Genomic DNA, 24,773 nt, shown 5'->3' on the forward strand with positions numbered 1-24,773 from the left:
CTTAACTCTAGGCCGAAATAACCCGCCCGCGCACTGATCATCACACGGCCACCAGGGCGTCACCCTGGGAATGAAGGTAACCCTTACCTTACTATGAGCCCGATCCTCCGGCTCAGGGCCGGGAACGAAGCCTGGGGAGGCACGCTGCTGTGTGCGGGTCCGAAGAAGTGCTGGCCTTTTGGCGTCGAACGCTCACTCCGCCGCCCGCCGAGACCGCGTTGCCCTTCGACCGGCCGCACCCCTCGGAGCCGGACCCCGACCGGGCGAGCCGCACGCTGACCGGCCCCCTGCCGGACGCCTCCGACACGCAGCAGCTCGCCGCGTTCGCCGCCCTGCTCCACCACTACGGCGCCGCCGTCGACCTCACCGTCGGCCACGACGGGCTGCCGCTGCGCGTCTCCGCCGCCCACGACCCCGACTTCACCGAACTCGTCCGGCGGGTCCGCCAGGCCCACGAGGACGCCGTCACCCACCGGGTGCCCACCGCGCTCCTCGTCGACGAGCTGGCGCCGCGCCCCACCCGCGGCGGCGGCCTCTTCCTCAACGTGGCGTTCGCCACCCCCGGCCGCCCCGCGGGTGAACTGCCCGGCCCCGTCGACCTGCTGGTGGAGACCGGCCCCGACGGACTGCGGGCCACCTACGCCCCGGCCCTCTTCGACGCCGCCACCGTGGACCGGCTCCTCGGCCACTACCGCACCCTGCTCACCGACGCCCTCGCCCGGCCCGCCACGCCGGTCACCGGGCTCGCCCTGATGGACGCCGACGAGTACCGGCAGGTCGTCGAGGAGTGGAACGCCACCGACCACACCGTCCCGGTCCGTACCTGGCCCGACCTCTTCGCCGAGCAGGTCCGCGCCCGCCCCGACGCCGTCGCCCTGGTCCTCGCCGACGAGTCCCTCACGTACGCCGAACTCGACGCGCGCGCCAACCGGCTGGCGCACGCCCTGCTCGCGCGCGGCGCGGGCCCCGAGCGGATCGTCGCGCTGGCGCTGCCCCGCTCGATCGACCTCTTCGTCGCCGAGGTCGCCGTCCTCAAGGCGGGCGCCGCCTATCTGCCGGTCGACCACGACTACCCGGCCGACCGCATCGCCTACATGCTCGACGACGCGGCGCCCGTCTGCCTCGTCACCGACGCCGAGACCGTCCGCGACCTGCCCGAGCGGCCCGGCATGACCACCCTCGCGCTCGACGCGCCCGGCACCGCCGCCGAGTTGGCGGACCGCCCCGCCCACGACCCCACCGACAGCGACCGGGGCACACGCCTGCGCGTCCTCGGCGCGGCCTACGTCATCTACACGTCGGGCTCCACCGGCCGCCCCAAGGGCGTCCTGCTCTCCCACACCGGGGTCGCGGGGCTCGTCGCGACCCAGCGCGAACGGTTCGGGATCGGCCCGCACAGCCGGGTCCTCCAGTTCGCCTCGCCCAGCTTCGACGTCGCCTTCTGGGACCTCTGCCTCGGCCTGCTCTCCGGCGGCCGTCTCGTCGTCGTCCCCGCCGAACTGCGCGTGCCCGGCGCCGGGTTGGCCGACTACGCGAACCGGCACGGCATCACCTTCATGATCCTGCCGCCCGCGCTGCTCGCCGCGATGCCTGAGGACGTCGAACTCCCGCCCACCGCCACCCTGCTGGCGGGCACCGAGCGGGTCTCCCCGGAACTCGTGGGCCGCTACGCCCGCGGCCGGATGATGTTCAACGCCTACGGCCCCACCGAGGCCACCACCAACTCCACGCTCGGCCTGTGCGATCCGGACATCCCCGCGGGCTCGATCGTCCCCATCGGCGTCGCCGACCCCGGCACCCGCGCCTACGTCCTCGACGACCGGCTGCGGCCCGTCGCCCCCGGCGTCACGGGTGAGCTGTACCTCGGCGGCGGCGGCCTCGCCCGGGGCTACCACGGGCGCCCCGGCCTGACCGCCGAGCGCTTCGTCGCCGACCCGTTCGGTGCCCCCGGCGAACGCCTCTACCGCACCGGCGACCTGGTCCGGCGCCGCTCCGACGGGCGGCTGGAGTTCCTCGGCCGCGCCGACGCCCAGATCAAGATCCGCGGCTTCCGCATCGAGCCCGGCGAGATCGAGTCGGTGCTGCGCTCCCACCCGGCCGTCGACCAGGTCACCGTCGTGGCCCGCGAGGACCGGCCCGGCGACCGCCGCCTCGCCGCGTACGTCGTCCCCGCGCTGGACGCCCCGCGCGGCGACGCGCAGGACGGTGAGGGCACGGACGGTCCGGGCGGTGGGGACAGCGGCGCCCACGAGCGCGTCGAGGAGTGGCGCGCCCTGCACGAACTCCTCTACAGCGCCGCCGGATCGGAGGGCGCGAGCGCGACCGGTGACGGCTCCGGGTTCCGCGAGAACTTCGCGGGCTGGAACAGCATGTACGACGGACGGCCGCTGCCCGTCGAGGATATGCGCGAGTGGCGCGCCGCGACCGTCGACCGCATCCGTGAACTCACCGACGCCCGGCGGGTGCTGGAGATCGGCGTCGGCAGCGGACTCATCCTGTCCGCCCTCGCCCCCGACTGCGAGGCGTACTGGGGCACCGACCTCTCCACCGAGGCGATCGCCGCCCTGCGCGCCCAACTCGACACCGTCCCCGAGTGGTCCGGGAAGGTCGAGCTGAGCGCCCGCCCCGCCCACGACACCGACGGCCTGCCCACCGGCTGGTTCGACACGGTCGTCATCAACTCCGTCGTCCAGTACTTCCCGGACGCCGCCTACCTCGCCGACGTCCTGCGCCGGGTCACCGCGCTGCTCGCGCCCGGCGGCCGGATCGTCGTCGGCGACGTCCGCAACCTGCGGCTGCTGCGCACCCTGCGCGCGGCGGTCGAGACCCGTCGGCTCGGCGGGGGCGCCGGGCAGGCCGGGGACGCCGGGCCCGAGGACAAGAGCGTCCTGCGCGACGCCGTCGAGCGGTCGGTGCGCTGGGAGAACGAACTCCTCCTCGACCCCGACTTCTTCGCCTCCCTCGACGGCCTCGACGCCGACATCCGCCTCAAGCGGGCCACGCACCACAACGAGCTGAGCCGTTACCGGTACGACGTGGTGCTGACGCCCTCGGCGGACGCCACGGACACTCCGGACCCTCAGGGTTCCGCGGGTTCCGTAGGTTCCGCGGGTCCGGTGGACGCCGTGGCCGACGGCCGGGAGGTCTCCTGGGCGGAGGCGGGCGGCACCGACGGGCTGACCGCGCTGCTCACGGCCCGCCCGGCCCGGCTGCGCGTCACCGGGATACCCAACGCCCGCCTCACCGAGGACCTGGCGGACCTGCGGGCCGTCGACGGCAGCAGCCGCGCCGACACCCCCGGCGCCGACCCCGAGGCCCTGCGCGCGCTGGCCGCCGCGCACGGCTTCATCACCGTCGACACGTGGAACGGCGCCGCCGACGACGGCGCGTTCGACACGGTCTTCGTCCCGGCCCCGGCCACCGGTCCGGGCTCCGTGCCGGGCTCCGTCCAGGTCGGCTCAGGGGCGTCGGGCGAGACAGGCGAGCCGGGGGAGTCCGGGGCCCGTGCCGGTGCCCTGCTCACCGGCCTGTACCGCCCGCACCGGCCCGCCGCCCGCTTCCCGCACGCCAACCGCCCCGCCCCCTTCCGGGACGTGACGGCCCTGATGCGGACGCTGCGCGCGCACGCCACCGAGTGGCTGCCCGAGTACATGGTCCCGGCAGCCTTCGTGCCCCTGCACGCCCTCCCGGTCACCCCCAGCGGCAAGATCGACGGCCGGGCCCTGCCCGCGCCCGACTACGCCGCCCTCAGCTCCGGACGCCCCCCGCAGACCCCCCGCGAGAAGCTGCTGTGCGGGCTGTTCGCGCAGGTCCTGGGCCTGGAGTCGGTCACCGCCGAGGACGACTTCCTCGCGCTCGGCGGGGACAGCATCACCGCCATCCAGCTCCTCGTCCGCGCGCGGGAGGCGGGCCTGCGGCTCACCACCCGCGAGGTGTTCCGCCACCGCACCGCCGAGGCCCTCGCGCGGGCCGCCGTCCGCACCGACGACGACACCCTCCCCGGCGGCACCGCGACCGCCGACGCGCCGCTCATCGACGCCGACACCGCCGAACGCGCCGAGATCCAGGGCACCCACCCCCTCGACATCGAGGAACTGCTCCCGCTCACCCCGCTCCAGCAGGGCTTCTTCTTCCACGCCCTGACCGGCGGCATCGACGGCACGGCCACGCCGCACACCGGCACCGCCTCCGGCACCCCCGCCGACATCTACGTCGTGCAGCAGATCCTCGACCTCACCGGCCCGGTCGACGCCACCCTCCTGCGCCGCGCCGCCCAGCGCCTCCTGGACCGCCACGCCCCGCTGCGCGCCGCGTTCCGCCAGCGCCCCGACGGCACCCCCGTCCAGGTCATCACCCGCACCGCCGAACTCCCCTGGCGCGAGGTCGACCTGTCGGCGCGGACGCCCGAGCTGCGTGACGGACTCGGTGACGCCGTGGCCGAGGAGGAGCGGGCCGCCGGGTTCGACCTCGCCGCGCCCCCACTGCTGCGCTGCGCCCTGGTCCGCCTCGGCGCCCACCGCAGCCGTCTGGTCCTGACGTTCCATCACATCGTGGCCGACGGCTGGTCGTTGCCGGTGCTGCACCGCGAACTCCTCGCGTTCTACGGCACCGACGCCCCGCCGCTGCCCGACGTCACCCCCTACCGCGCCTTCCTGCGCCGCCTCGCCGGGCAGGACCGCGACGCCGCCCGCGCCACCTGGCGCGACGCGCTCGCCGGGCTCGACGAGCCGACCCGCCTGGTCACCGCCCCGGCCGCCGCCGGCCCCGTACGCCCCGCGCACGTGCGCCTCGAACTCCCCGAGCGCACCACGTCCTTGCTCGCGGAGCGGGCCCGTGAGCACGGGGTCACCCTGGGCACCGTCGTCCAGGCCGCGTGGGGTCTGCTGCTCGGCGGGCTCACCGGCCGCGACGACGTCGTGTTCGGCACCACGGTGTCCGGGCGCGACGGCGAGGTCGACGGCATCGCCTCGATGGTCGGCCTCTTCATCAACACCCTGCCCACCCGCCTGACCTGGGCTCCGGGGGAGACGCTCGGCGCGCTCCTGACCCGTCTCCAGGACGAGCAGGCCCGCCTCCTGGACCACCAGCACCTCGGCCTCGCCGAGATCCAGCGCCTCACCGGCCACGCGGGCGAGGGCGAACTCTTCGACACCCTCGTCGTGTTCGAGAACTATCCGGCCGAGCACGACCTCAGCGACGCCACCGGCACGGTCCGCATCACCGCCGACGCCTTCAACGACGCCGTGCACTATCCGCTCGCCCTCATCGTCAAGCCCGGCCGCCGCCTCGACCTGCGGCTCAAGCACCACGCCGAACGCCTCGACGCCGAGTACGTCCGGACGCTCGGCGAGCGGCTGTCCCGCCTCCTGGAGGCGCTGGCCGAGGACCCGTCCCGGCCCGTCGCCGCCCTCGACCTCCTCACCCCCGACGAGGCCCTGCGCGCCCACCCGCACGGCGAGACGCGCGAGGTCCCGGAGACCACCCTCGCCGCCGCGTTCGCGGACCAGGTCCGCCGTACGCCCGACGCGACGGCCGTCGTCTTCGGCGACACCTCGCTCACCTATGCCGAACTCGACGCGCGCGCCGAGGCGTTGGCGGTCCGGCTGCGGGCGCGCGGGGCCCGGCCCGGTACGTTCGCCGCAGTCGCCGTGCCCCGCTCGGCGGAGCTGATGGTCGCCCTCCTCGGCGTGCTCCGGGCGGGCGCCGCCTATCTGCCGCTCGACCTGGACTACCCGGCCGACCGGGTGGCCCACATGCTCGACGACTCCGGCGCCACGACCGTGATCACCCTCGCCGCCACCGCCGACCGGCTCCCCGAGGGCACCGATCCGGCCCGGGTGCTGATCCTCGACGCGGAGGAGACGGGGGACGCGCGGGGAGCGCGGGGTGCCGACGGTGACGTAGCCGACGTAGCCGACGTAGCCGACGCAGTCGCAGTGGGCGACGGGGAAGCAGGGGAGACCGGGGAGGCCGGGGCCGCCGTACGTACGGCCGGGCCCGACGATCCCGCCTACCTCATCTACACCTCCGGTTCCACCGGCCGCCCCAAGGGTGTCGTCGTCACGCACCGGGCGATCGTGAACCGGCTCGCGTGGATGCAGGACGCGTACGGGCTGGCCGCCGACGACCGGGTGCTCCAGAAGACGCCGTCCAGCTTCGACGTGTCGGTGTGGGAGTTCTTCTGGCCGCTCCTCGAAGGCGCCGCCGTGGTGCTCGCCCGGCCCGACGGCCACCGCGACCCCGCCTACCTGGCCGGACTCGTCCGCGCCGAACGCGTCACCACGATGCACTTCGTGCCGTCGATGCTGGAGGCCTTCCTCCAGGCCGACGAGGTCACCGAGGACGCCTCCTGGGCGGCCTCCCTGCGCCGCGTCCTCAGCAGCGGCGAGGCGCTGCCCGTCGGCGCCGCCGCCCGCTGGCACGCCCTGACCGGTGTCCCGCTGCACAACCTGTACGGCCCCACCGAGGCCGCCGTCGACGTCACCCACCACCCCTTCGACCCGACGGCCGCGACCGGTACGGGAGCGGCGGTGCCGATCGGCCGCCCGGTCTGGAACACCAGCCTGCGCGTCCTCGACACCGCGCTGCGCCCGGTGCCCGACGGCGTCCCCGGCGAGCTGTACCTGACCGGCGTCCAGCTCGCCCGCGGCTACCACGCCCGCCCCGGCCTGACCGCGGAGCGCTTCACCGCCGACCCCTACGGGCCGCCCGGCAGCCGCATGTACCGCACCGGCGACCTGGTGCGCCGCCGCGCCGACGGCGTCGTGGAGTACCTCGGCCGCACCGACCGGCAGGTCAAGCTGCGCGGCAACCGGATCGAACTCGGGGAGATCGAGGCCGCGTTGACGGCCCTGCCCGAGGTCGCCCAGGCGGCCGTGACGGTCCGCGACAACGCCCTCGTCGCCTACGTCGTCCCCGCCACCGGAGCCGCTGCGGTCGCCGGGACCGTCGCCGGTGCGGAAGAGAACGCCGCCGGGACCCGGGGGAGCGGTGCGCCCGCCGACGTGAGCGCCCTGCGGGACGCCGTCGCCGCCTTCCTGCCCGCCGCGCTGGTGCCGGGTGCCTGGGTGACGCTGGACGCGCTGCCCCTCAGCCCGAGCGGCAAGCTGGACCGGGCCGCGCTGCCCGCCCCGCGCGCCGTCCGCGCCGAGGCCCGCGCGCCGCGCGGCCCCCGCGAGCAGGTCCTCACGGAGATCTTCGCGGCCGTCCTCAAGCTCCCCGACGCCGGGGTCGACGACGACTTCTTCCTGCTCGGCGGCGACAGCATCACCTCCATCGCCGTCTCCAGCCGCGCCCGCCGCGCGGGCCTGGCGATCGGCCCGCGCGACGTCTTCGAGCACCGCACCCCGGCCGCCCTCGCCGCCGCGGCCGGCCTCCACGAGTCCGCCGCCCCCGCCGAACCGGCCACCGTGGAGGGGGCGTTCGCCCTCACCGAGGAGGAGCGTGCCCGCGTCGAGCGGCTCGCCCCCGGCCGCGTCGAGGACGTCTGGCCCCTCGCGCCGCTCCAGGAAGGTCTGTTCTTCCACTCCACCTACGACGACGGCGTCCTCGACGTCTACACCGTCCACGAGTCCTTCGACTTCGCCGAACGCGTCGACACCGCCCGGCTGACCGCCGCCACCCGCACCCTCCTCGCCCGCAACCCCAGCCTGCGCGCCGGGTTCACCAGCGAAGGCCTGCGCCAGCCCGTGCAGTTCATCGTGCGGGACGCCGGGATCCCCCTCACCGAGGTCGACCTCTCGGCCCTTGACCCCGCCGAACAGGACGTACGGCTGCGGGAGTTGATGGACGAGGAGCGCTCGCGCCGCTTCGACCTGACCAGCCCGCTGCTGTTCCGCATGCTCCTCGTCCGCCTCGGGGCCGACCGCGGCGACCGCCTGGTCATCGGCCGTCACCTCATCCTCTGGGACGGCTGGTCCGCCTGGCTCTTCCTCGACCAGCTCTTCGCCCTCTACGAGAACGGCGGCGACCCGTGGGGCCTGGACCGGCCCGGTTCGTACCGCGACTACCTCACCTGGCTGGAGCACCAGGACGACTCCGAGGCCACCCGCGCCTGGCGCACCGCCCTGAGCGGCTTCGAGGAGCCCACCCTGCTGGCCCCCACGGTCTCCGACCGGGGCCTGGAACCGGTGATCCCCAAGCAGCTCGACGCCGTCCTCGCGCCCGAGGCCGCCGACCGGCTCCGCGACACCGCCCGCCGTCACGGCCTCACCGCCAACACCGTTCTGAACGCCGCCTGGGGGCTCACCCTGGCCGCCGTCACCGGCCGCACCGACGTCGCGTTCGGCACCACCGTCGCGGGACGCCCCAGCGAGGTCCCGGACGTCGAGAACGTCATCGGCATGTTCCTCAACACCGTGCCCGCCCGCGTCGCCCTCGACCCGCGCGAACCGGTCATCGACCTGCTCCGCCGCATCCAGGGCGAACGCCTCGCGCTCATGCCCTACGAGTACCTCGGCCTCGGCGTGCTCCAGGCCGAGACCGGGCACCGCAGGCTCTTCGACACGCTGTTCGTGCTCCGCAACGCCGACACCGACGAGCGGCTGGCGGAGCTGCGCGACCGGCACGGCGCCACCGCCGTCGCCAACGTCGACGCCACCCACTACCCGGCCAACCTCGTCGTCACCCCCGGCGACCGGGTCCGCGTCACCCTCGCCTACCGGCCCGACCTGCTGGACGACGCCTACGCCCGCGCCCTGCTGGACCGCTTCGTCCTCCTCGTGGAACGCCTGGTGGCCGACCCGTCGGCGCCCGTCGGCACCCTCGACACCGCCCTGCTGCGGGAGACCGCGCGCCTCGCCCGCGAGGACGCCGCCCAACGGCAGCCCGTCCCGCACGAGACGGTCGCCGACCTGCTCGCCGCGCAGGCCGCCCGCACCCCCGACTCCACCGCCCTCGTCTTCGGCGACGCCACCCTCACGTACGCCGAACTCGACGCCGCCTGCAACCGGTTGGCCCGGCTGCTGATCGCGCACGGCGCCGGACCCGAGCGGGTCGTCGCCCTCGGCCTGCCCCGCTCCCTCGACACCGTCGTCGCCCTCTTCGCCGTCCTGCGCACCGGCGCCGCCTACCTGCCGCTGGAGCTGGACCACCCCGACGACCGGCTCTCCGCCATGCTGGCCGACGCCCGCCCGCTGCTCCTGCTGTCGAACCGGGCCGTGTCCGAACGCCTCACCGGCGACCTGCCGCGCCTGCTGCTCGACGCCCCGGACACCGCCGCCGACCTCGCGGCCCGCTCCGCCGCCCCGGTCGAGGTGACGTTCAGCCTGGACCACCCGGCGTACGTCATCTACACCTCCGGCTCCACCGGCCGCCCCAAGGGCGTCGTCACGCCGTACGCCGGTCTGACCAACATGCAGCTCAACCACCAGAAGGAGATCTTCGCCCCCGCGATCGCCTCCGCGGGCGGACGGCGGCTGCGCATCGCGCACACCGTCTCCTTCGCCTTCGACATGTCCTGGGAGGAGCTGCTCTGGCTCGTCGAGGGCCACGAAGTGCACATCTGCGACGAGGAGTTGCGCCGCGACGCCACCGCCCTGGTCGCGTACTGCGAGGAACACCGCGTCGACGTCGTCAACGTGACCCCCACCTACGCCCATCTCCTCATCGAGGAGGGCCTGCTGGAGGGCCACCGGCCGCCGCTCGTGCTGCTCGGCGGCGAGGCCGTCACCGAGACCGTGTGGAACACCCTGCGCGACACCGACGGCACCTACGGCTACAACCTGTACGGGCCGACCGAGTACACCATCAACACCCTCGGCGGCGGCACCCTCGACAGCGCCACCCCGACCGTCGGCCGCCCGATCCGCGCCACCCGCGCCCGCATCCTCGACACCTGGCTGCGGCCCGCCCCCGAGGGCGTACCGGGCGAGCTGTACATCGCGGGCGTCGGCCTGGCCCGCGGCTACCTCGACCGGCCCGGCCTGACCGCCGAACGCTTCGTCGCCGACCCCTACGGCCTGCCCGGCGAGCGCCTGTACCGCACCGGTGACCTCGTGCGCCGCCGCCCCGACGGCAACCTCGACTTCCTCGGCCGCACCGACGACCAGGTGAAGATCCGCGGCTACCGCGTCGAACTCGGCGAGATCGAGACCGCCCTCGCCCAGCACCCGGAGGTCTCGCGGGCCGCCGTCCTCGCCCGCGACGACGTCCACGCCCCCGGCACCAAGCGCCTCGTCGGCTACGTCGTCCCCGCCGAACCCGACGCCGCCGCCCGCGCGTCCGCCGAGGCCGAGCAGATCGGCGAATGGCAGGAGATCTACTCCGCCGAGTACACCGAGATCGGCACCGCCCTGTTCACCGAGGACTTCGCGGGCTGGGACAGCTCCTACGACGGCACCCCCATCCCCGTGGAGGGCATGCGGGAGTGGCGCGAGGCCACCGTCGCCCGCATCCGCGCGCTCGGCCCGCGCCGCATCCTGGAGATCGGCGTCGGCTCCGGCCTCCTCCTCTCCCAACTCGCCCCCGACGCCGAGGCGTACTGGGCGACCGACTTCGCCGCCCCCGTCATCCGCAAGCTCACCGAGGGCGTCTCCACCGACCCGGCGCTCGCGGGCAAGGTCGAACTGCGCTGCCAGCCCGCCGAGGTGACCGACGGACTGCCCACCGGCTGGTTCGACACCGTCGTCATCAACTCCGTCGTCCAGTACTTCCCGAGCCTCGACCACCTCCACCAGGTCATCCGCGGCGCCCTCGGCCTCCTCGCCCCCGGCGGCTCCCTCTTCCTCGGCGACATCCGCGACCTGCGGCAGGCCCGCGTCTTCCAGGCCGGTATCCAGGTCGCGCGGGCCGGGGCCGACGCCGCACCGGACGCACTGCGCCGGGCCGTCGAGCGCGGCCTCGCCCTGGAGAAGGAACTCCTCGTCGACCCCGACTGGTTCACCACCCTCGGCGTCGGCGTCGACCTGCGCACCAAGGCGGGCCGTCACCACAACGAACTGACCCGCTACCGCTACGACGTCGTCCTGCACGCCACCCCCGACGGCACCGGCGTGCCCGCGCTCGCCGACGTCCCCGCCGTCGACTGGAGCGGCCTCCAGGCCCTGCGCGCCCGCCTCGACGGCACCGGCCCGCTCCGCGTGCGCCGCGTGCCCGACCCGCGCACCGCCGGGGACCTCGCGGGCCTGCGCGCCCTCGACACCGGCCGCCCGGCGGGCGTCGGGGCGACCGGCGTCGAACCGGAGGACCTGCGCGAGACGGCAGAAGCCCTCGGCCACCGGCTGCTCACCACCTGGTCCGACGAACTCGGCCACTACGACGCCGTGTTCGTGCCCGGCACCGAAGAGACCCGCACGACGGGCCTGTACCGGCCGCGCGCCGACCGCGGCGACGCCCCGTACGCCAACACCCCGGCCGCCGGACGCGGTCACACCGCCCTCGTCCGGCGCCTGCGCGACGACCTCGGACAGCGGCTGCCCGCCTACATGGTGCCCGCCGCCTTCGTCGTCCTGCCCGGCCTGCCCATGAACGACAACGGCAAGCTCGACGTCCGCGCCCTGCCGGACGCCGAACCGGCCGTCGCCCTCTCGGCGGGCCGCGGCCCGCGCACCCCCGTCGAGGAGGTGCTGTGCCGCCTGTTCGCCGAGGTGCTGGGGCTGCCCCGGACCGGCGCGGAGGACAACTTCTTCGACTTGGGCGGCCATTCGCTGCTCGCCACCCGGCTCATCAGCCGCGCCCGCACCGAACTGGGCGCCGAACTCGCCATCCGCGACCTGTTCGAGGCGCCCACCCCGGAGACGCTCGCCCTGCGCGCGGCCACCGGCAAGCCCGCCCGGCCCGTCCTCGAAGCCGCCCCCGACCGCCCGGAGCGCGTCCCGCTGTCGGCCGCGCAGCGCCGCCTGTGGCTCGTGGAACGCATCACCGGCGACAGCGTCGCCTACAACTTCCCCCTGGTGTCCCGCCTGCGCGGCGCCCTCGACCTGGACGCCCTCCGCGCCGCCCTCCAGGATGTGACGGATCGTCACGAGACGCTGCGCACGCGGTTCGTGGAGGCCGACGGCGAGCCGTACCAGTGGATCGCCCCGCCCGGCGGGATCGCGCCCGACGTCCGGGTCACCGACGGCACCGAGGACGCGATCGCGGAGTGGACCGAGCGCGCCCAGCGCCGCCCGTTCGACCTCGCCACCGACCTCCCGGTCCGCGCCGAGGTGCTGCGGCTCGCCGCCGACGACCACGTCGTGGCCGTCGTCCTGCACCACATCACCACCGACGAGTGGTCCGACCGGCCCTTCCTCGCCGACCTCGACCGGGCCTACGCCGCCCGCGCGGCGGGCCGGGCCCCCGACTGGGCGCCGCTGCCCGTGCAGTACGCCGACTACACCCTCTGGCAGGAACGCCTCCTCGCACAGACCGAGGAGACCCAGCTCGCCCACTGGACCCGGGCACTGGCCGGACTCCCCGAGGAGATCCCGCTCCCGCTCGACCGCCCCCGAGCCGCCCGCGTCACCGGCCGCGGAGCCGTCGTCCGCGCCACGCTCCCGGACACCACCGCCGACGTCCTGCGCACGCTGGCCGGCACCCACCAGGTCAGCATGTTCATGCTGTTCCAGGCCGCCACCGCCGCCCTGCTGCACCGGCTCGGCGCGGGCGACGACATCCCGCTCGGGGCGCCCATCGCGGGCCGCACCGACAGCGCCGTCGACGACCTGGTCGGCTTCTTCGTCAACACGCTCGTGCTGCGCACCGACCTGTCCGGCGACCCGACCTTCGCCGAACTCCTCGGCCGCGTAAGGGAAGCGGCTCTGGCCGCCTTCGAGCACCAGGACGTGCCGTTCGACCGGGTCGTGGAGGCCGTCAACCCGGTCCGCGCCGCCGACCGCAACCCGCTCTTCCAGGTCATGCTCGGCTACCACCACCGGCCGGACGGCGACCCCGACCTCTTCGGCCTGGCCACCGAGTGGTTCGACATGGACAACGGCATGGCCAAGTTCGACCTGGACTTCACCTTCGTCGACCACGGCCCCGGCCATGACATGGCGCTCCTCCTGGAGTACGCCACCGACCTCACCGACGAGGAGACCGCCGCCACGCTCGCCGGGCGTCTGCTCTCCCTGCTCGGCCAGGTCGCCGCCGACCCCGCCCGCCCGCTGGCCGCCGTGGACGTCCTCACCGACGCCGAGCGCACCGCCGCCGCCACGGTCTGGAACGACACCACCCGTCCCGCCGAGACCCGCACCGTCCCCGAGATCCTCGCCGACGTCGTCCGCGAGCGGCCCGACGCGCCCGCCCTCGCCACCGGCACCGCCCGCCTCACCTTCCGCGCGCTCGGCGACCGGGTCGACGCGGTGGCCCGCGCCCTGCGCGACCGGGGCGCCGCCCCCGAACGCGTCGTCGCCCTCGCCCTGCCCCGCCACCTCATGGTCCCGGCGCTCCTCGGCGTCCTCGCCTCCGGCGCCGCCTACCTCCCGCTCGACCCCGGACTTCCGGTGGAGCGGCAGGAGTTCATGCTCCGCGACACGGCACCGCTCTGTGTTCTCACCACAGTCGACCTGGCACCCGAGCTGCCCGACGGCACTCCGCTGCTTCTCCTCGACACCGACGGCCACCCGCAGACCGGCGACGCACAGACCGGCGCGTCGCACACCGGCGACCCGGCGACCGGTGACGCGCAGACCGGCGCCCCGGACCCCGAGGCCACCACCCCGGTCACCGCCCCGGCGCCCGCCCTCACCCCCGCCTCCGCCGCGTACGTCATCTTCACCTCCGGCTCCACCGGCACGCCCAAGGGCGTCGTCGGCACCCACGGTGGTCTGAGCAACCTCTTCGCCGCCCACCGCGACGACCTGATCCGTCCCGCCGAACGCGCCCTGGGACGCGACGCGTTGCGGGCCGTGCACGCGGCCTCGTTCAGCTTCGACGGCTCCTGGGAACCACTGCTGTGGCTGCTCGCCGGGCACGAACTCCACGTCACCGACGAGGCGGTCATGGCCGACCCGGCCGCCCTCCTCGCCCACCTCGGCCGGGAACGCGTCGACTTCCTCGACGTCACCCCGACCTACCTCCGCGAGCTGATCCACCACGGCTTCCTCACCGACGGCGCCCCCCTGCCCGGCGTGATCGCCGTCGGCGGCGAGGCGACCCCCGCCCCGCTGTGGGAGCGGCTGCGCGCCCTGCCCGGCGTCCAGGTCCACGACCTGTACGGGCCGACGGAGAACGCGGTCGACGCGTACGGCTGGCACAGCGACGCCGACGGCTCCTGGGCGGCGCCGCTCGACAACGTCCGCGCCCACGTCCTCGACGCCGCCCTGCGGCCCGTCCCCGTCGGCGTCACCGGCGAGCTGTACCTCGCCGGGGCGGGCCTGGCCCGCGGCTACCTCGGCCGCCCGGCGCTCACCGCGGAACGCTTCACCGCCGACCCGCACGGCGCGCCCGGCGACCGCATGTACCGCACCGGCGACCTCGTCCGGCGCCGCCGGGACGGCTCCCTGGAGTTCCTCGGCCGCGCCGACGGCCAGGTCAAGCTGCGCGGCTTCCGCATCGAACCCGGGGAGATCGAGGCGCACCTCGCCACCCACCCCGACGTCGCCACCGCCGCCGTCGTGGTCCGCGAGGACACCCCCGGCGTGCGCAGGCTCGTCGCCTACGTCCTGCCCGCCGCCGGACGCGCGCCCGACCCGGCGCTGCTGCGCGCCCACACCGCCGCCGCGCTGCCCGCGCACATGGTGCCGACCGCCTATGTGGCCGTCGACGCGCTGCCGCGGACCGTCGCCGGGAAGCTCGACGTGAAGGCGCTGCCCGTGCCCGACCTCGCCGCGAGCGGCTCCGGACGCCGCCCGCGGACCCCGCGCGAGGACCTTCTCGGCGAGGCGTTCGCCGCCGTCCTCGGCGTGCCCGAGGTCGGCGTCGACGACGACTTCTTCGCCCTCGGCGGTCACTCCCTGCTCGCCATGCGGCTGACCGCCCGCATCCGGGCCGCGCTCGGCGCCGAGGTGTCCCTGCGGACCGTGTTCGACGCGCCGACGGTCGCCCGCCTCGCCCGCGTCCTCACCGAGGACGGCGGCACCGGCCGCCCCGCGCTCACGGTCCGCGAACGGCCCGCCGAACTGCCGCTGTCCTCCGCCCAGCAGCGGCTGTGGGTGCTGTACCAGGTGGAGGGGCCCAGCGCGACGTACAACATCCCGTCCGCGTGGCGGCTCACGGGCGCGCTGGACGTGGCCGCGCTGGAGGCGGCCGTGCACGACGTCGTGGTCCGCCACGAGACGCTGCGCACGGTCTTCCCCGACGACGCGGGCCGCGCCCGCCAGCACGTCCTCGCGCCCGACGAGGTCCGCGTCCCGTTCGCGGTGACCGACACCGACGCGGACCTGCTGCCCGAACTCCTCGCCGAAGCGGGGGAGTACGGCTTCGCGCTGGACCGCGAACTCCCGCTGCGCGTCCACGTGTTCCGTACCGGCGAGGAGGAGTGGACGCTGCTGCTGCTCCTGCACCACATCGCCGGGGACGAGTGGTCGGAGGGCCCGCTCCACACCGACCTCGCCCTCGCCTACGCGGCCCGCGCCGAGGGCCGGGCACCGCGGTGGACGCCGCTGCCGGTGCAGTACGCCGACTACACGCTCTGGCAGCGTGAGGTCCTCGGCGACGAGAAGGACCCCACCAGCCTGGCGGCCCGTCAGCTCACGTACTTGAAGCAGGCGTTGGCCGGGCTGCCGGAGGAGCTGGCGCTGCCCGTCGACCGGCCCCGCCCGCTGGAGGCGACCTACCGGGGCGGCGCCGCCGACCTCTCCCTGGACGCCGCGCTCGGCACCGCCCTGCACACCCTGGCCCGCGACAACGGCGTCAGCGTCTTCATGGTGCTCCAGGCCGCGGTGGCGACCCTCCTCACCCGGCTCGGCGCCGGACACGACATCCCGATCGGCAGCCCCATCTCGGGCCGCACCGACGCCGGTCTCGACGACCTCGTCGGCTTCTTCCTCAACACGCTGGTCCTGCGCACCGACACCTCCGGCGACCCGACGTTCCGTGAACTCCTGGCCCGCGTGCGGGAGTCGGACCTGGCGGCCTTCGACCACCAGGACGTGCCGTTCGAGCGGCTGGTGGAGGTCCTGAACCCGGCCCGCTCGCTCGCCCGGCACCCGCTGTTCCAGGTCATGGTGGTCCACCTCGCCGCCGCCGGGGACGACAGCGGTGACGATCCGGGGCTGACCGGTCTGACCGGCCACCGCGACGAAGTGACCGGCACCACCGCCAAGTTCGACCTCTCCTTCGACTTCGTCGAGCGCGGCGACGGCGGCGGCGTGGACGGCACCCTGGAGTACAGCGCCGACCTCTTCGACCACGCCACCGCCCAGTCCTTCGCGGACCGGCTGCGCCGCATCCTGCGCGCCGTCACCGCCGACCCGGACCTCACCGTCGGCGCCGTCGACGTCCTCGGCGCGGACGAACGCGCCCGGCTCGAAGCGGGCTGGCACAGCACCGCGCCCGCCGGGGAACCCACCACCGTGCCCGCCCTGTTCGCGGAGCAGGCGCGCCGCCACCCCGACCGCCCCGCCGTCGCCTCCGAAGGCGACGGCACCGAGCTGACCTTCGCCGCCCTCGACGCCGCCGCCAACCGCCTCGCCCGGCTGCTCGTCGCGTCCGGCGCCGGACCCGAACGGTTCGTGGCGCTCGCCCTGCCCCGCACCACCCGCTTCCTGGTCGCGCTCCTCGCCGTCCACAAGGCGGGCGCCGCCTACCTGCCGCTCGACCCGGACGCCCCGGTGGAGCGCACCGCCGACGTCCTCGCCGACGCCCGGCCCGTCCTCACCCTCACCACCCGCGACCTGGCCGCCGCGCTGCCGCCCGGCACCGACGCCCTGCTCCTCGACGACCCCGCCACCGAGGCCCGCGTCGCCGCCCTCGACCCGGCCGACCTCACCGACACCGACCGCACCGCGCCGCTGACGCCCCGTCACCCCGCGTACGTCATCTACACGTCCGGCTCCACGGGCCGCCCCAAGGGCGTCGTCGTCACCCATGAAACGCTCGGCAACCTCTTCCACAGCCACCGCGAGACGCTGTACCTCCCGGCGCGGGAGGCCGCCGGGCGCCGGCACCTGCGCGTCGGGCACGCCTGGTCGTTCTTCTTCGACGCGTCCTGGCAGCCGCAGTTGTGGCTCCTCGACGGGCACTGCGTGCACGTGCTCTCCGAGGAGACCCGCCGCGACCCCGACCTCGTCACCGCGGCCGTCCACCGCGACGGGCTGGACTTCCTGGAGGTCACCCCGTCGTTCTTCGCGCAGATGGCCGACAGCGGCCTGCTGCGCGACGGCACCTGCCCGCTCGCCGTGGTCGGCGTCGGCGGCGAGGCCGTCCCGGTCGCGCTCTGGGAGCGGCTGGCCGCCCTGGAGGGCACCGAGGCGTTCAACCTGTACGGGCCGACCGAGTCCACCGTCGACGCCCTCGTCGGCCGGGTCCGCGACAGCGCCCGCCCGCTGGTGGGCCGCCCGGTGGCGGGCACCCGCGCGTACGTCCTCGACGACCGCCTCACCCCCGTCCCGCCCGGCGTCCCCGGCGAACTCCACCTCGCGGGCGGCGGCCTCGCCCGCGGCTACCTCGGCAGCCCCGGCCTCACCGCCGAACGCTTCGTCGCCGACCCCTTCGGCCCGCCCGGCTCCCGCCTCTACCGCACCGGCGACCTGGCCCGCTGGACCGCCGACGGCCGCCTCGACTACCTCGGCCGCGCCGACGACCAGGTCAAGATCCGCGGCTTCCGCATCGAACCCGCCGAGATCGAGGCCGCCCTCACCACCCACCCGACCGTCGGACAGGCGTTGGTGACGGTTCATCAGGAAAGTGCGCGCAAGAGGCTGGTGGCGTACGTCGTGCCCGCGCCCGGCGCCGACACCGACCCCGCGGGCCTGCGCGCCCACGTCGCCGCCCGCCTCCCCGACCACATGGTCCCGGCGGCCGTCGTCGCCCTCGACCGGTTCCCGCACCTCGCCAACGGCAAGCTCGACCGGGCCGCGCTGCCCGCGCCCGACTTCGCCGCCCTCTCCACCGGCCGGGCCCCGTCCGGCCCCGTCGAGGAACTCCTGTGCGCCGTCTTCGCGGAGGTCCTCGGCCTCGAACGGGTCGGCGTGGACGACGACTTCTTCACCCTCGGCGGGGACAGCATCGTCGCCATGCAACTCGTCGGCCGGGCCCGCGCCGCCGGACTGCGCGTCACCCCGCGCCTGGTGTTCCGCCACCGCACGGTCGCCGCGCTGGCCGCCGTCGCGGAGACCGCCGGCACCGGCACCCCGCGCCCCGCCGACGACGGCACCGGCTCCGTCCCGCTCACCCCGGTCATGCACTGGCTGCGCGAACTCGGCGGCCCCTTCGCGGGCTACCACCAGGCCGCCCTGGTGCGCACCCCCGCCGCCCTGGCCCGCGACGGCCTCACCGCCGTCCTCCAGGCGCTCGCCGACCGCCACGACCTGCTCCGCGCCACCCTCGTACGGCCCACCCGCGAGAGCACTGAGGACTGGTCGCTGCACGTGCCGCCCGTCGGCACCGTCGACGCGGCGGACTGGCTGGACCGGGTCGACGTCACCGGACTCGCCCCCGCCGAACTCGCCGAGACCGTACGGGAACACGCGCACGCCGCGCGGGCCCTGCTCGACCCCGACGCGGGCCACATGGTCCGGGCCGTCTGGTTCGACGCCGGGGACGCGCCGGGCCGCCTGCTGCTGATGGCCCACCACCTCGTCGTGGACGGCGTGTCCTGGCGCGTGCTGCTGCCCGACCTCGCGGCGGCCTGGCAGGCCCGATCCGCCGGATGCCCGATCGACCTCGTCCCGGTGGAGACCTCGTTCGCCCGCTGGTCCCGGCTCCTCACCGAGCAGGCCGGCACCCCCGCGCGCGAGGCCGAACTCCCGCTGTGGACCGCGGTCCTGGACGGCGGCACCGAGCCGCTGCCCCTGCTGCGCGCGCCCGACCCGGACCGCGACACCGCCGCCACCCAGCGCGAGGTGGTCCGGCGGCTGCCCGCCGAGCACACCGGACCGCTGCTGTCGGCCGTCCCCGCCGCCTACGGCGCCGCCGTCAACGACGTCCTGCTCGCCGGACTCGCCCTCGCCTTCGCCGACTGGCGCCGCCGTACCGGGGGTTCGGACACCTCGATCCTCGTCGACCTCGAAGGGCACGGCCGCGAGGAGGACTTGGGCGGCGACGGCGTCGACCTGTCCCGTACGGTCGGCTGGTTCACCAGCGTCTACCCGGTCCGCCTGGACACCGGGGGCGCCGACCCCGCCGACGCGTTCGCGGGCGGACCGGCCGCCGCCGACACCGTCCGCCGGGTCCGCGAGCACCTCGCGTCGCTGCCCGCGAACGGCGTCGGCTACGGCCTGCTGCGCCACCTCAACCCGCGCACCCGCCAGGTCCTCGCCGGGCACGAGCAGGCGCGGATCGAGTTCAACTACCTCGGCCGGTTCGGCATCCCGGAGGAGACCGACTGGTCGTACGCCCCCGAGGAGGACGCGGCCGACATCGGCTCCGAGGCGGCCATGCGCGAGGGCCACGCCCTCAGCATCAACGTGGTGACCGAGGACCGCGCCGACGGGCCCGTGCTGTCCGCCCACTGGTCCTATCTGGAGGGCCTGCTGCCGCGGGAGACCGTCGAGGACCTCGCCGACAGCTGGTACCGGGCCCTCGAAGGCCTCGTGGCGGGCGCGGAGAGGTCCGGCGCGGAGAATCCCGGCGGCGCGCAGAACGAGCGAGAAGGAAGGAACCGTTAGATGACGAACCCGTTCGAGGACCCCGAGGGCGTCTACCTCGTCCTGGTCAACGACGAGAACCAGCACAGCCTGTGGCCCGACTTCGTGGCGGTGCCGCCCGGCTGGCGCGCCGTCCACGGCCCCGACAGCCGCCCCGCCTGCCTGGAGTACGTCGAGACCCACTGGACGGACATGCGGCCCCGGAGCCTCGCGGAGGCCATGGAGGCCTGAGAGAAACGGAAGAGGGGGGCCGGTCCCGACGGGACCGGCCCCCCTCTTTTTTTCGCGCAGTGCGCGTGGGTCAGGCGGCGGGCTGCTCCACCTTGGTGTCGGGCTTGCCGTCCACGGCCGCCACGAGCTGCGGCACCAGCCGCTCGATCTCGTAGGGCAGGCTGAGGACGGTGCCGAAGGAGACGGCGCTGCCGTAGTCGCTGGTCTCGTTCACGAAGACCTCACGGCCCTCGGAGACCACCTTCAGGCCCTTGTACGAGGCGTCCTTGTGCAGCTTCGCGCTGTCCTTGGCGACGTCGCTCACGATCCACACGATCGCGTCCTGGTCGAGCAGGTCGGTGCGCTCCTTGCTGATGTTCGCGCCGAACTGGTCACCGATCACCTTGTCGAGGTCGGCCGGCAGCGAGAAGCCCAGGTCGGTCAGCAGGCGCGAGCGCGGGTCCTGGCTGCCGAACACGAACATGCCCTCGTACGGCGTCGCCATCAGCGCGTTCTTGCCCTTGAACTCGGGGTGCTCGGCCACCGCCGCGGCGATCTTGCCCTCGGTGTCCTTGACGGCCGCGGCCGCCTCGTCGGACTTGCCGAGCGCCTTGCCGATCAGCTCGGTCTGCTTCTGCCACGGCACGCCGTAGTCGTTGTACTCCTTCGGCTGCGCCACCACCGGGGCGAACTTCGACAGCGACGTGTACTGCTCCTTGGTGATGCCGCCGTACACGCTGAGGATCAGGTCCGGCTTGAGCGCGGCGATCTTCTCCACCTGCGGGCCGGTGCCGGTGTCCTTGAGGACGGTCGGCGCGTCGGCGCCGTTCAGCTTGTCCGCCGCCCACGGGCCGATCGCGCCCTTGTAGCCGCCCAGCCACTCCGTGGTGCCCACCGGCACCTTGCCGAGGGCGAGCACCGCGTCCTGGTCGGTGAGGCCGACGGTGACGATCCGCTTCGGCTCCGACTTGATCGTCGTACTGCCGAACTTGTGGTCGATGGTGACCGGGAACGCGGACGACGCGGCCGAGGTCTCCTTCGAGCCGGAACCGGACGCACCGGAGTCCGCGGAGTCGGAGTCGGAGCCGCCGCACGCGGCGGCGGTGGCGAGGAGGACGGTGGCGGAGGCCAGCGCGGCCGCCGTCCTGGTCACTCTGCGGAAGCGGGGCATGGACGGTCCTTCGGTTCGGTTTCCTGTGACGCGGGACGATGTGGGGGAGTCGGGAATGTCAAGAGGCCGACGGGGGCCGGGGGTCAAGGGGCGGGCGCGGCGCGGGTGTCCGACCAGGCCGCCCACAGCGCCGCGTACGGCCCCCCGGCGGCGCGCAGCGCGTCGTGGGTGCCGGTCTCGACGATCCGGCCGCCGTCCATGACGACGACCCGGTCGGCGGTCGCGGCCTGGCTGAGCCGGTGCGCGACGATCAGGGCGCTGCGGCCGTCCACCGCACGGGCCACGGCCTTCTCCAGCTCGCGCGCGCCCGCGCTGCCCGCCTCGGCGGTCGCCTCGTCGAGGATGACCAGCGGCGGATCGGCGAGCACCAGCCGGGCCAGCGCCAGGGACTGCGTCTGCGCGCCGCTGAGGCGGACCCCGCCGTCACCGACCACGGTGTCCAGCCCCTCGGGCAGCGCCTCCACCCAGTCCAGGGCGTCCACCAGCTGGAGCGCGGCCCGCAGTTCGGCGTCGTCGGCGCCGGGCCGGGCCAGCCGCAGATCGTCGGCGAGCGGGCCCGCGAAGACGTGCGTCTCCTGGGTGAGCAGGGCGATGGTCCGCCCCTCGCCGGAGCGCTCCAGCTCGGCCGGGGGCACCCCGCCGACCAGGACGGTGCCCTCGGCGGGCCGCTGGATGCCCGCGACCAGCCGGGCCAGCGTCGTCTTGCCCGCGCCGCTGGCGCCGACGAGCGCGACCCGCTCACCCGGCCGGATCGTCAGGTCCACGTCGTGCAGCACCGGGTGACCGGGCCGGTAGCCGTGGCGCACGCCGCGCACCAGGACCTCGGTGTCCCCGGTGGCCGCCGCGGGCCGCTCCGGGGGCGTGGGCAGCGGCAGGTCGGTGACGCCGACCAGCCGGGCCAGGCCCGCGGTCGCGGACTGCGCGTCGTCGAGGAGGACGAGGGCCGCGTTGACCGGGGTGAAGAGACTGTGGAAGTACAGGGCCGCCGCGGTCGCCGTACCGATGGACGCCGACCCCTCCCCGACCAGCCAGCAGCCGGTGGCCAGGACGGCGGCGAGCCCGAGGTACTCGGCGACGTGCAGCCGGCTGTAGAAGCCCAGCACCAGGTGGACGCCGCGCATCATCAGCGCCACCAGCGACGACGACCGCTCCCCGACCCGCGCCGTGTGCTCCCCCTCCAGGCGGAACGCCCGTACGGTGGCCCGGCCGCCGACGGTGTCGAGCAACTGCTGCTGCTGGGCGCTGCCCGCGACGCGCTGCTCGGCGTAGAGCGGCACCGCGCGCGCCACGTACCAGCGGGCGGTCGCCACCTGGATCGGCACCGCGAGGAGCGCCGCCAGCAGGAACCGCCAGTCGAGGACGGCGAGCGCGCCCAGGGTGAGGACGATCGTCAGCAGGGAGCGGGCCAGTTCGGGCAGCGCGCTGCGCACCGCGTCCGCGATGAGGGACACGTCGGCGGTGACGCGCGCGGTGAGGTCACCGGCGCCCGCCTTCTCCACCCGCTCCAGCGGCAGGCCGAGCGCCCGCTCCACGAACTTCTCCCGCAGCCGGGCGAGGGTCGTCTCGCCCAGCCGGGAGATCAGCGACAGACCGAGGCCGGTCGTGACGCCCTGCGCGACGGCGACGGCCGCCAGCAGCAGCGCGGTGACGGTGATGGCGTCCGTGGAGCCGCCGTCGGCGACGAGGTCGACGATCCGGCCCAGCAGCGGCTGCACCAGCAGGCCGACGGCGGTCGAGGCGACCGTCACGGCGAACGCGGTCAGCGCCAGCCGCCGTTGCGGGCGCACCAGTTCGAGGACGGCGGCGCGGGTGCGGGCCGGGGTGGCGACGGGCAGCAGCGCCGAACTCGCGTCCGCCGTGGGGGTGATGGGGTCCGGTGCGCCGGTCATGCGAGGACCGCCGTCCGGTAGGGCGCGCACGCGTGGACGAGGTCCTCGTGGTCCCCGCTCGCGGCGACCCGGCCGCCGTCGAGGAGGACCACCCGGTCCGTGACGGTGAGCAGGGCCGCGCTGTTGGTGACCAGCACCGTGGTGCGGCCCGCGCGGATCTCCTTGATGCCGGTGGCGATACGGACCTCCGTGACGGCGTCCACGGCCGTGGTCGGTTCGTGCAGGACGAGGACGGGCGCGTCGGCGGCGAGCGCCCGCGCCAGGGCCACCCGCTGCCGCTGCCCGCCCGACAGGGAGTGGCCGCGCGCGGTCACCGCCGTGTCCCCGCCCTCGGGCAGGGTCCGGACCACCTCGTCGGTCGCGGAGGCGGTGAGGACGGCGGTGAGGCGGGCGGAGAGGGGAGCGGTGGCGGGAGGAGGCGCCGAGGGGGCCCCGGGGGCGGTCGCGTCGGGGGCGGCGGCCGTGACGTTCTCCAGCAGGGTGCCCTCGAAGAGGTCGGCGTCGTGCTCGGCGACCAGCAGGGACGCGCGCAGCTCCGTCAGGTCCAGCGCGGACAGTTCCGTACCGTCCAGTTCGACACGGCCCGCGTCCGGGTCGGCGCGGCGGCCGAGACAGTGCAGGAGCGCCGAGGCGTCGGCCGGGTCGGTGGTGACGACGCCGACCGTCTCCCCGGCGGCGACGTCGAGTTCGAGGCCGCGCAGGGAGCCGTACGCCACCTCGCGCAGCCGCAGCGGCAGCCCGCCCGGCGTCGCCGCGAGGCCCGTACGCCCCTCGCCGGCCGCCGGGGACACGGCGCGCGGCGCGTCGAGGACGGACGCGATCCGCCCGGCCGAGGCGCGGCCCTGCGCCAGTTCGGCGTTGACCCAGGAGAACTCGGAGAGCGGGCCGATGAGGAAGAGGGCCAGCGCCACCGACGACACCAGTTCGCCGACGCCGATGTCGCCGCGCGCCGCGAGCCGTCCGCCGACCAGGGCGATCACGGCCAGGAACACGCCGGTCAGCAGCGTCACCACACCGTTCTGCCAGGCCTCGGCGCGGGCCGCCCGCAGCGTCGCGTCCAGGGAGCGGCCGCTGATCCGGCGGTAGCGGGCGACCGCGGCCGGTTCGGCGCCGATGCCCTTCAGCACCCGCAGCCCGGCCACCAGGTCCGCCGCCACACCCGAGGCGCGCGCGGCCCGTTCCTGCTCGGTCTCGCTGCGCCGCTCCAGCGGCTTGCTCACCAGATGCGTCAGCCACAGCAGCAGCGGTGTGCCCAGCAGCACCAGCAGACCGAGGACCAGGGAGACCCGCAGCAGCACGACCGCCCCGACGACCAGGCCGGTCGCGGACGCGATCCCGACGATGAGCGCCATCATCACGGCGCCCACCCGCTTGGCGTCCTCCGTGGCCACGTTGGCCAGTTCGCCGGGCAGCCGGTTGCCGTCGGCCTCGCCCTCCGGGGCGAGCACCCGCGAGACCACCGCGGTCCGCAGCCGGTGCGCGGTGGTCAGCGCGGCGCGCTCACCGGCGCGCGCGCTCCACCGGAAGCTGAACGACAGCCCGACGTAGACCAGGGCGAGGACGCCCAGCCAGAGCAGGAGGCCGGGAACGTCGCCGTCCACCACCCCCTCGTCGATGGCCAGACCGATGAGGACCGGCACCAGGGCCTCGCCCGTCTGATGGCCCATGCCGAGGACCGCGCCGACCGTCAGATCGCGGCGCTGCTCCCGCACGGCCTGCCGCAGGACCCTACGTCCCGGCGGGTCCGCCTTGCTCACGTGTCCCTCCGGACGGATGGTTCCTGGTACTTGACAAGCCCGTGCAAAACTTAGGTAAGGCTAACTTAGGCTAACT

Annotated in this window: 5 protein-coding genes; 2 read left to right on the forward strand and 3 right to left on the reverse strand. The window is 75.1% G+C overall.

The features are described from left to right. Window positions 1-149: 149 nt before the first annotated feature. Both ACIQPQ_RS23365 and ACIQPQ_RS23370 read left to right on the forward strand, forming a co-directional pair. Complete coding sequence (locus ACIQPQ_RS23365; RefSeq protein ID WP_401306587.1) at window positions 150-19,691, forward strand: amino acid adenylation domain-containing protein; 19,542 nt, start codon at window positions 150-152, stop codon at window positions 19,689-19,691. Further along, on the forward strand, window positions 19,692-19,901 hold the full coding sequence (locus ACIQPQ_RS23370) for an MbtH family protein (protein WP_401306590.1): 210 nt from the start codon (window positions 19,692-19,694) through the stop codon (window positions 19,899-19,901). Window positions 19,902-19,971: 70 nt separating this feature from the next. Here ACIQPQ_RS23370 and ACIQPQ_RS23375 read toward each other — a convergent pair whose 3' ends face one another. From ACIQPQ_RS23375 to ACIQPQ_RS23385, 3 genes are all read right to left on the reverse strand, one after another. Then, window positions 19,972-21,051, reverse strand: a complete 1,080-nt coding sequence (locus ACIQPQ_RS23375) for an iron-siderophore ABC transporter substrate-binding protein (protein ID WP_401306593.1) — start codon at window positions 21,049-21,051, stop codon at window positions 19,972-19,974. An 83-nt stretch (window positions 21,052-21,134) separates the two neighbouring features. Beyond that, window positions 21,135-22,940, reverse strand: a complete 1,806-nt coding sequence (locus tag ACIQPQ_RS23380; RefSeq protein WP_401306596.1) for an ABC transporter ATP-binding protein — start codon at window positions 22,938-22,940, stop codon at window positions 21,135-21,137. Then, window positions 22,937-24,697, reverse strand: a complete 1,761-nt coding sequence (locus tag ACIQPQ_RS23385; protein ID WP_401306597.1) for an ABC transporter ATP-binding protein — start codon at window positions 24,695-24,697, stop codon at window positions 22,937-22,939. Before ACIQPQ_RS23385 ends, ACIQPQ_RS23380 begins: the two co-directional genes overlap by 4 nt. Window positions 24,698-24,773: the final 76 nt, after the last annotated feature.

This window comes from Streptomyces sp. NPDC091281 (genome assembly GCF_044757425.1).
In the GTDB taxonomy this organism is placed as follows: Bacteria; Actinomycetota; Actinomycetes; order Streptomycetales; family Streptomycetaceae; genus Streptomyces.

Bases quoted from the DNA above. Each gene is read 5' to 3' on its own strand.
- ACIQPQ_RS23370 (WP_401306590.1), top strand. From the start codon at position 19,692: ATGACGAACCCGTTCGAGGACCCCGAGGGCGTCTACCTCGTCCTGGTC.
- ACIQPQ_RS23375 (WP_401306593.1), bottom strand. From the start codon at position 21,051: ATGCCCCGCTTCCGCAGAGTGACCAGGACGGCGGCCGCGCTGGCCTCC.
- ACIQPQ_RS23380 (WP_401306596.1), bottom strand. From the start codon at position 22,940: ATGACCGGCGCACCGGACCCCATCACCCCCACGGCGGACGCGAGTTCG.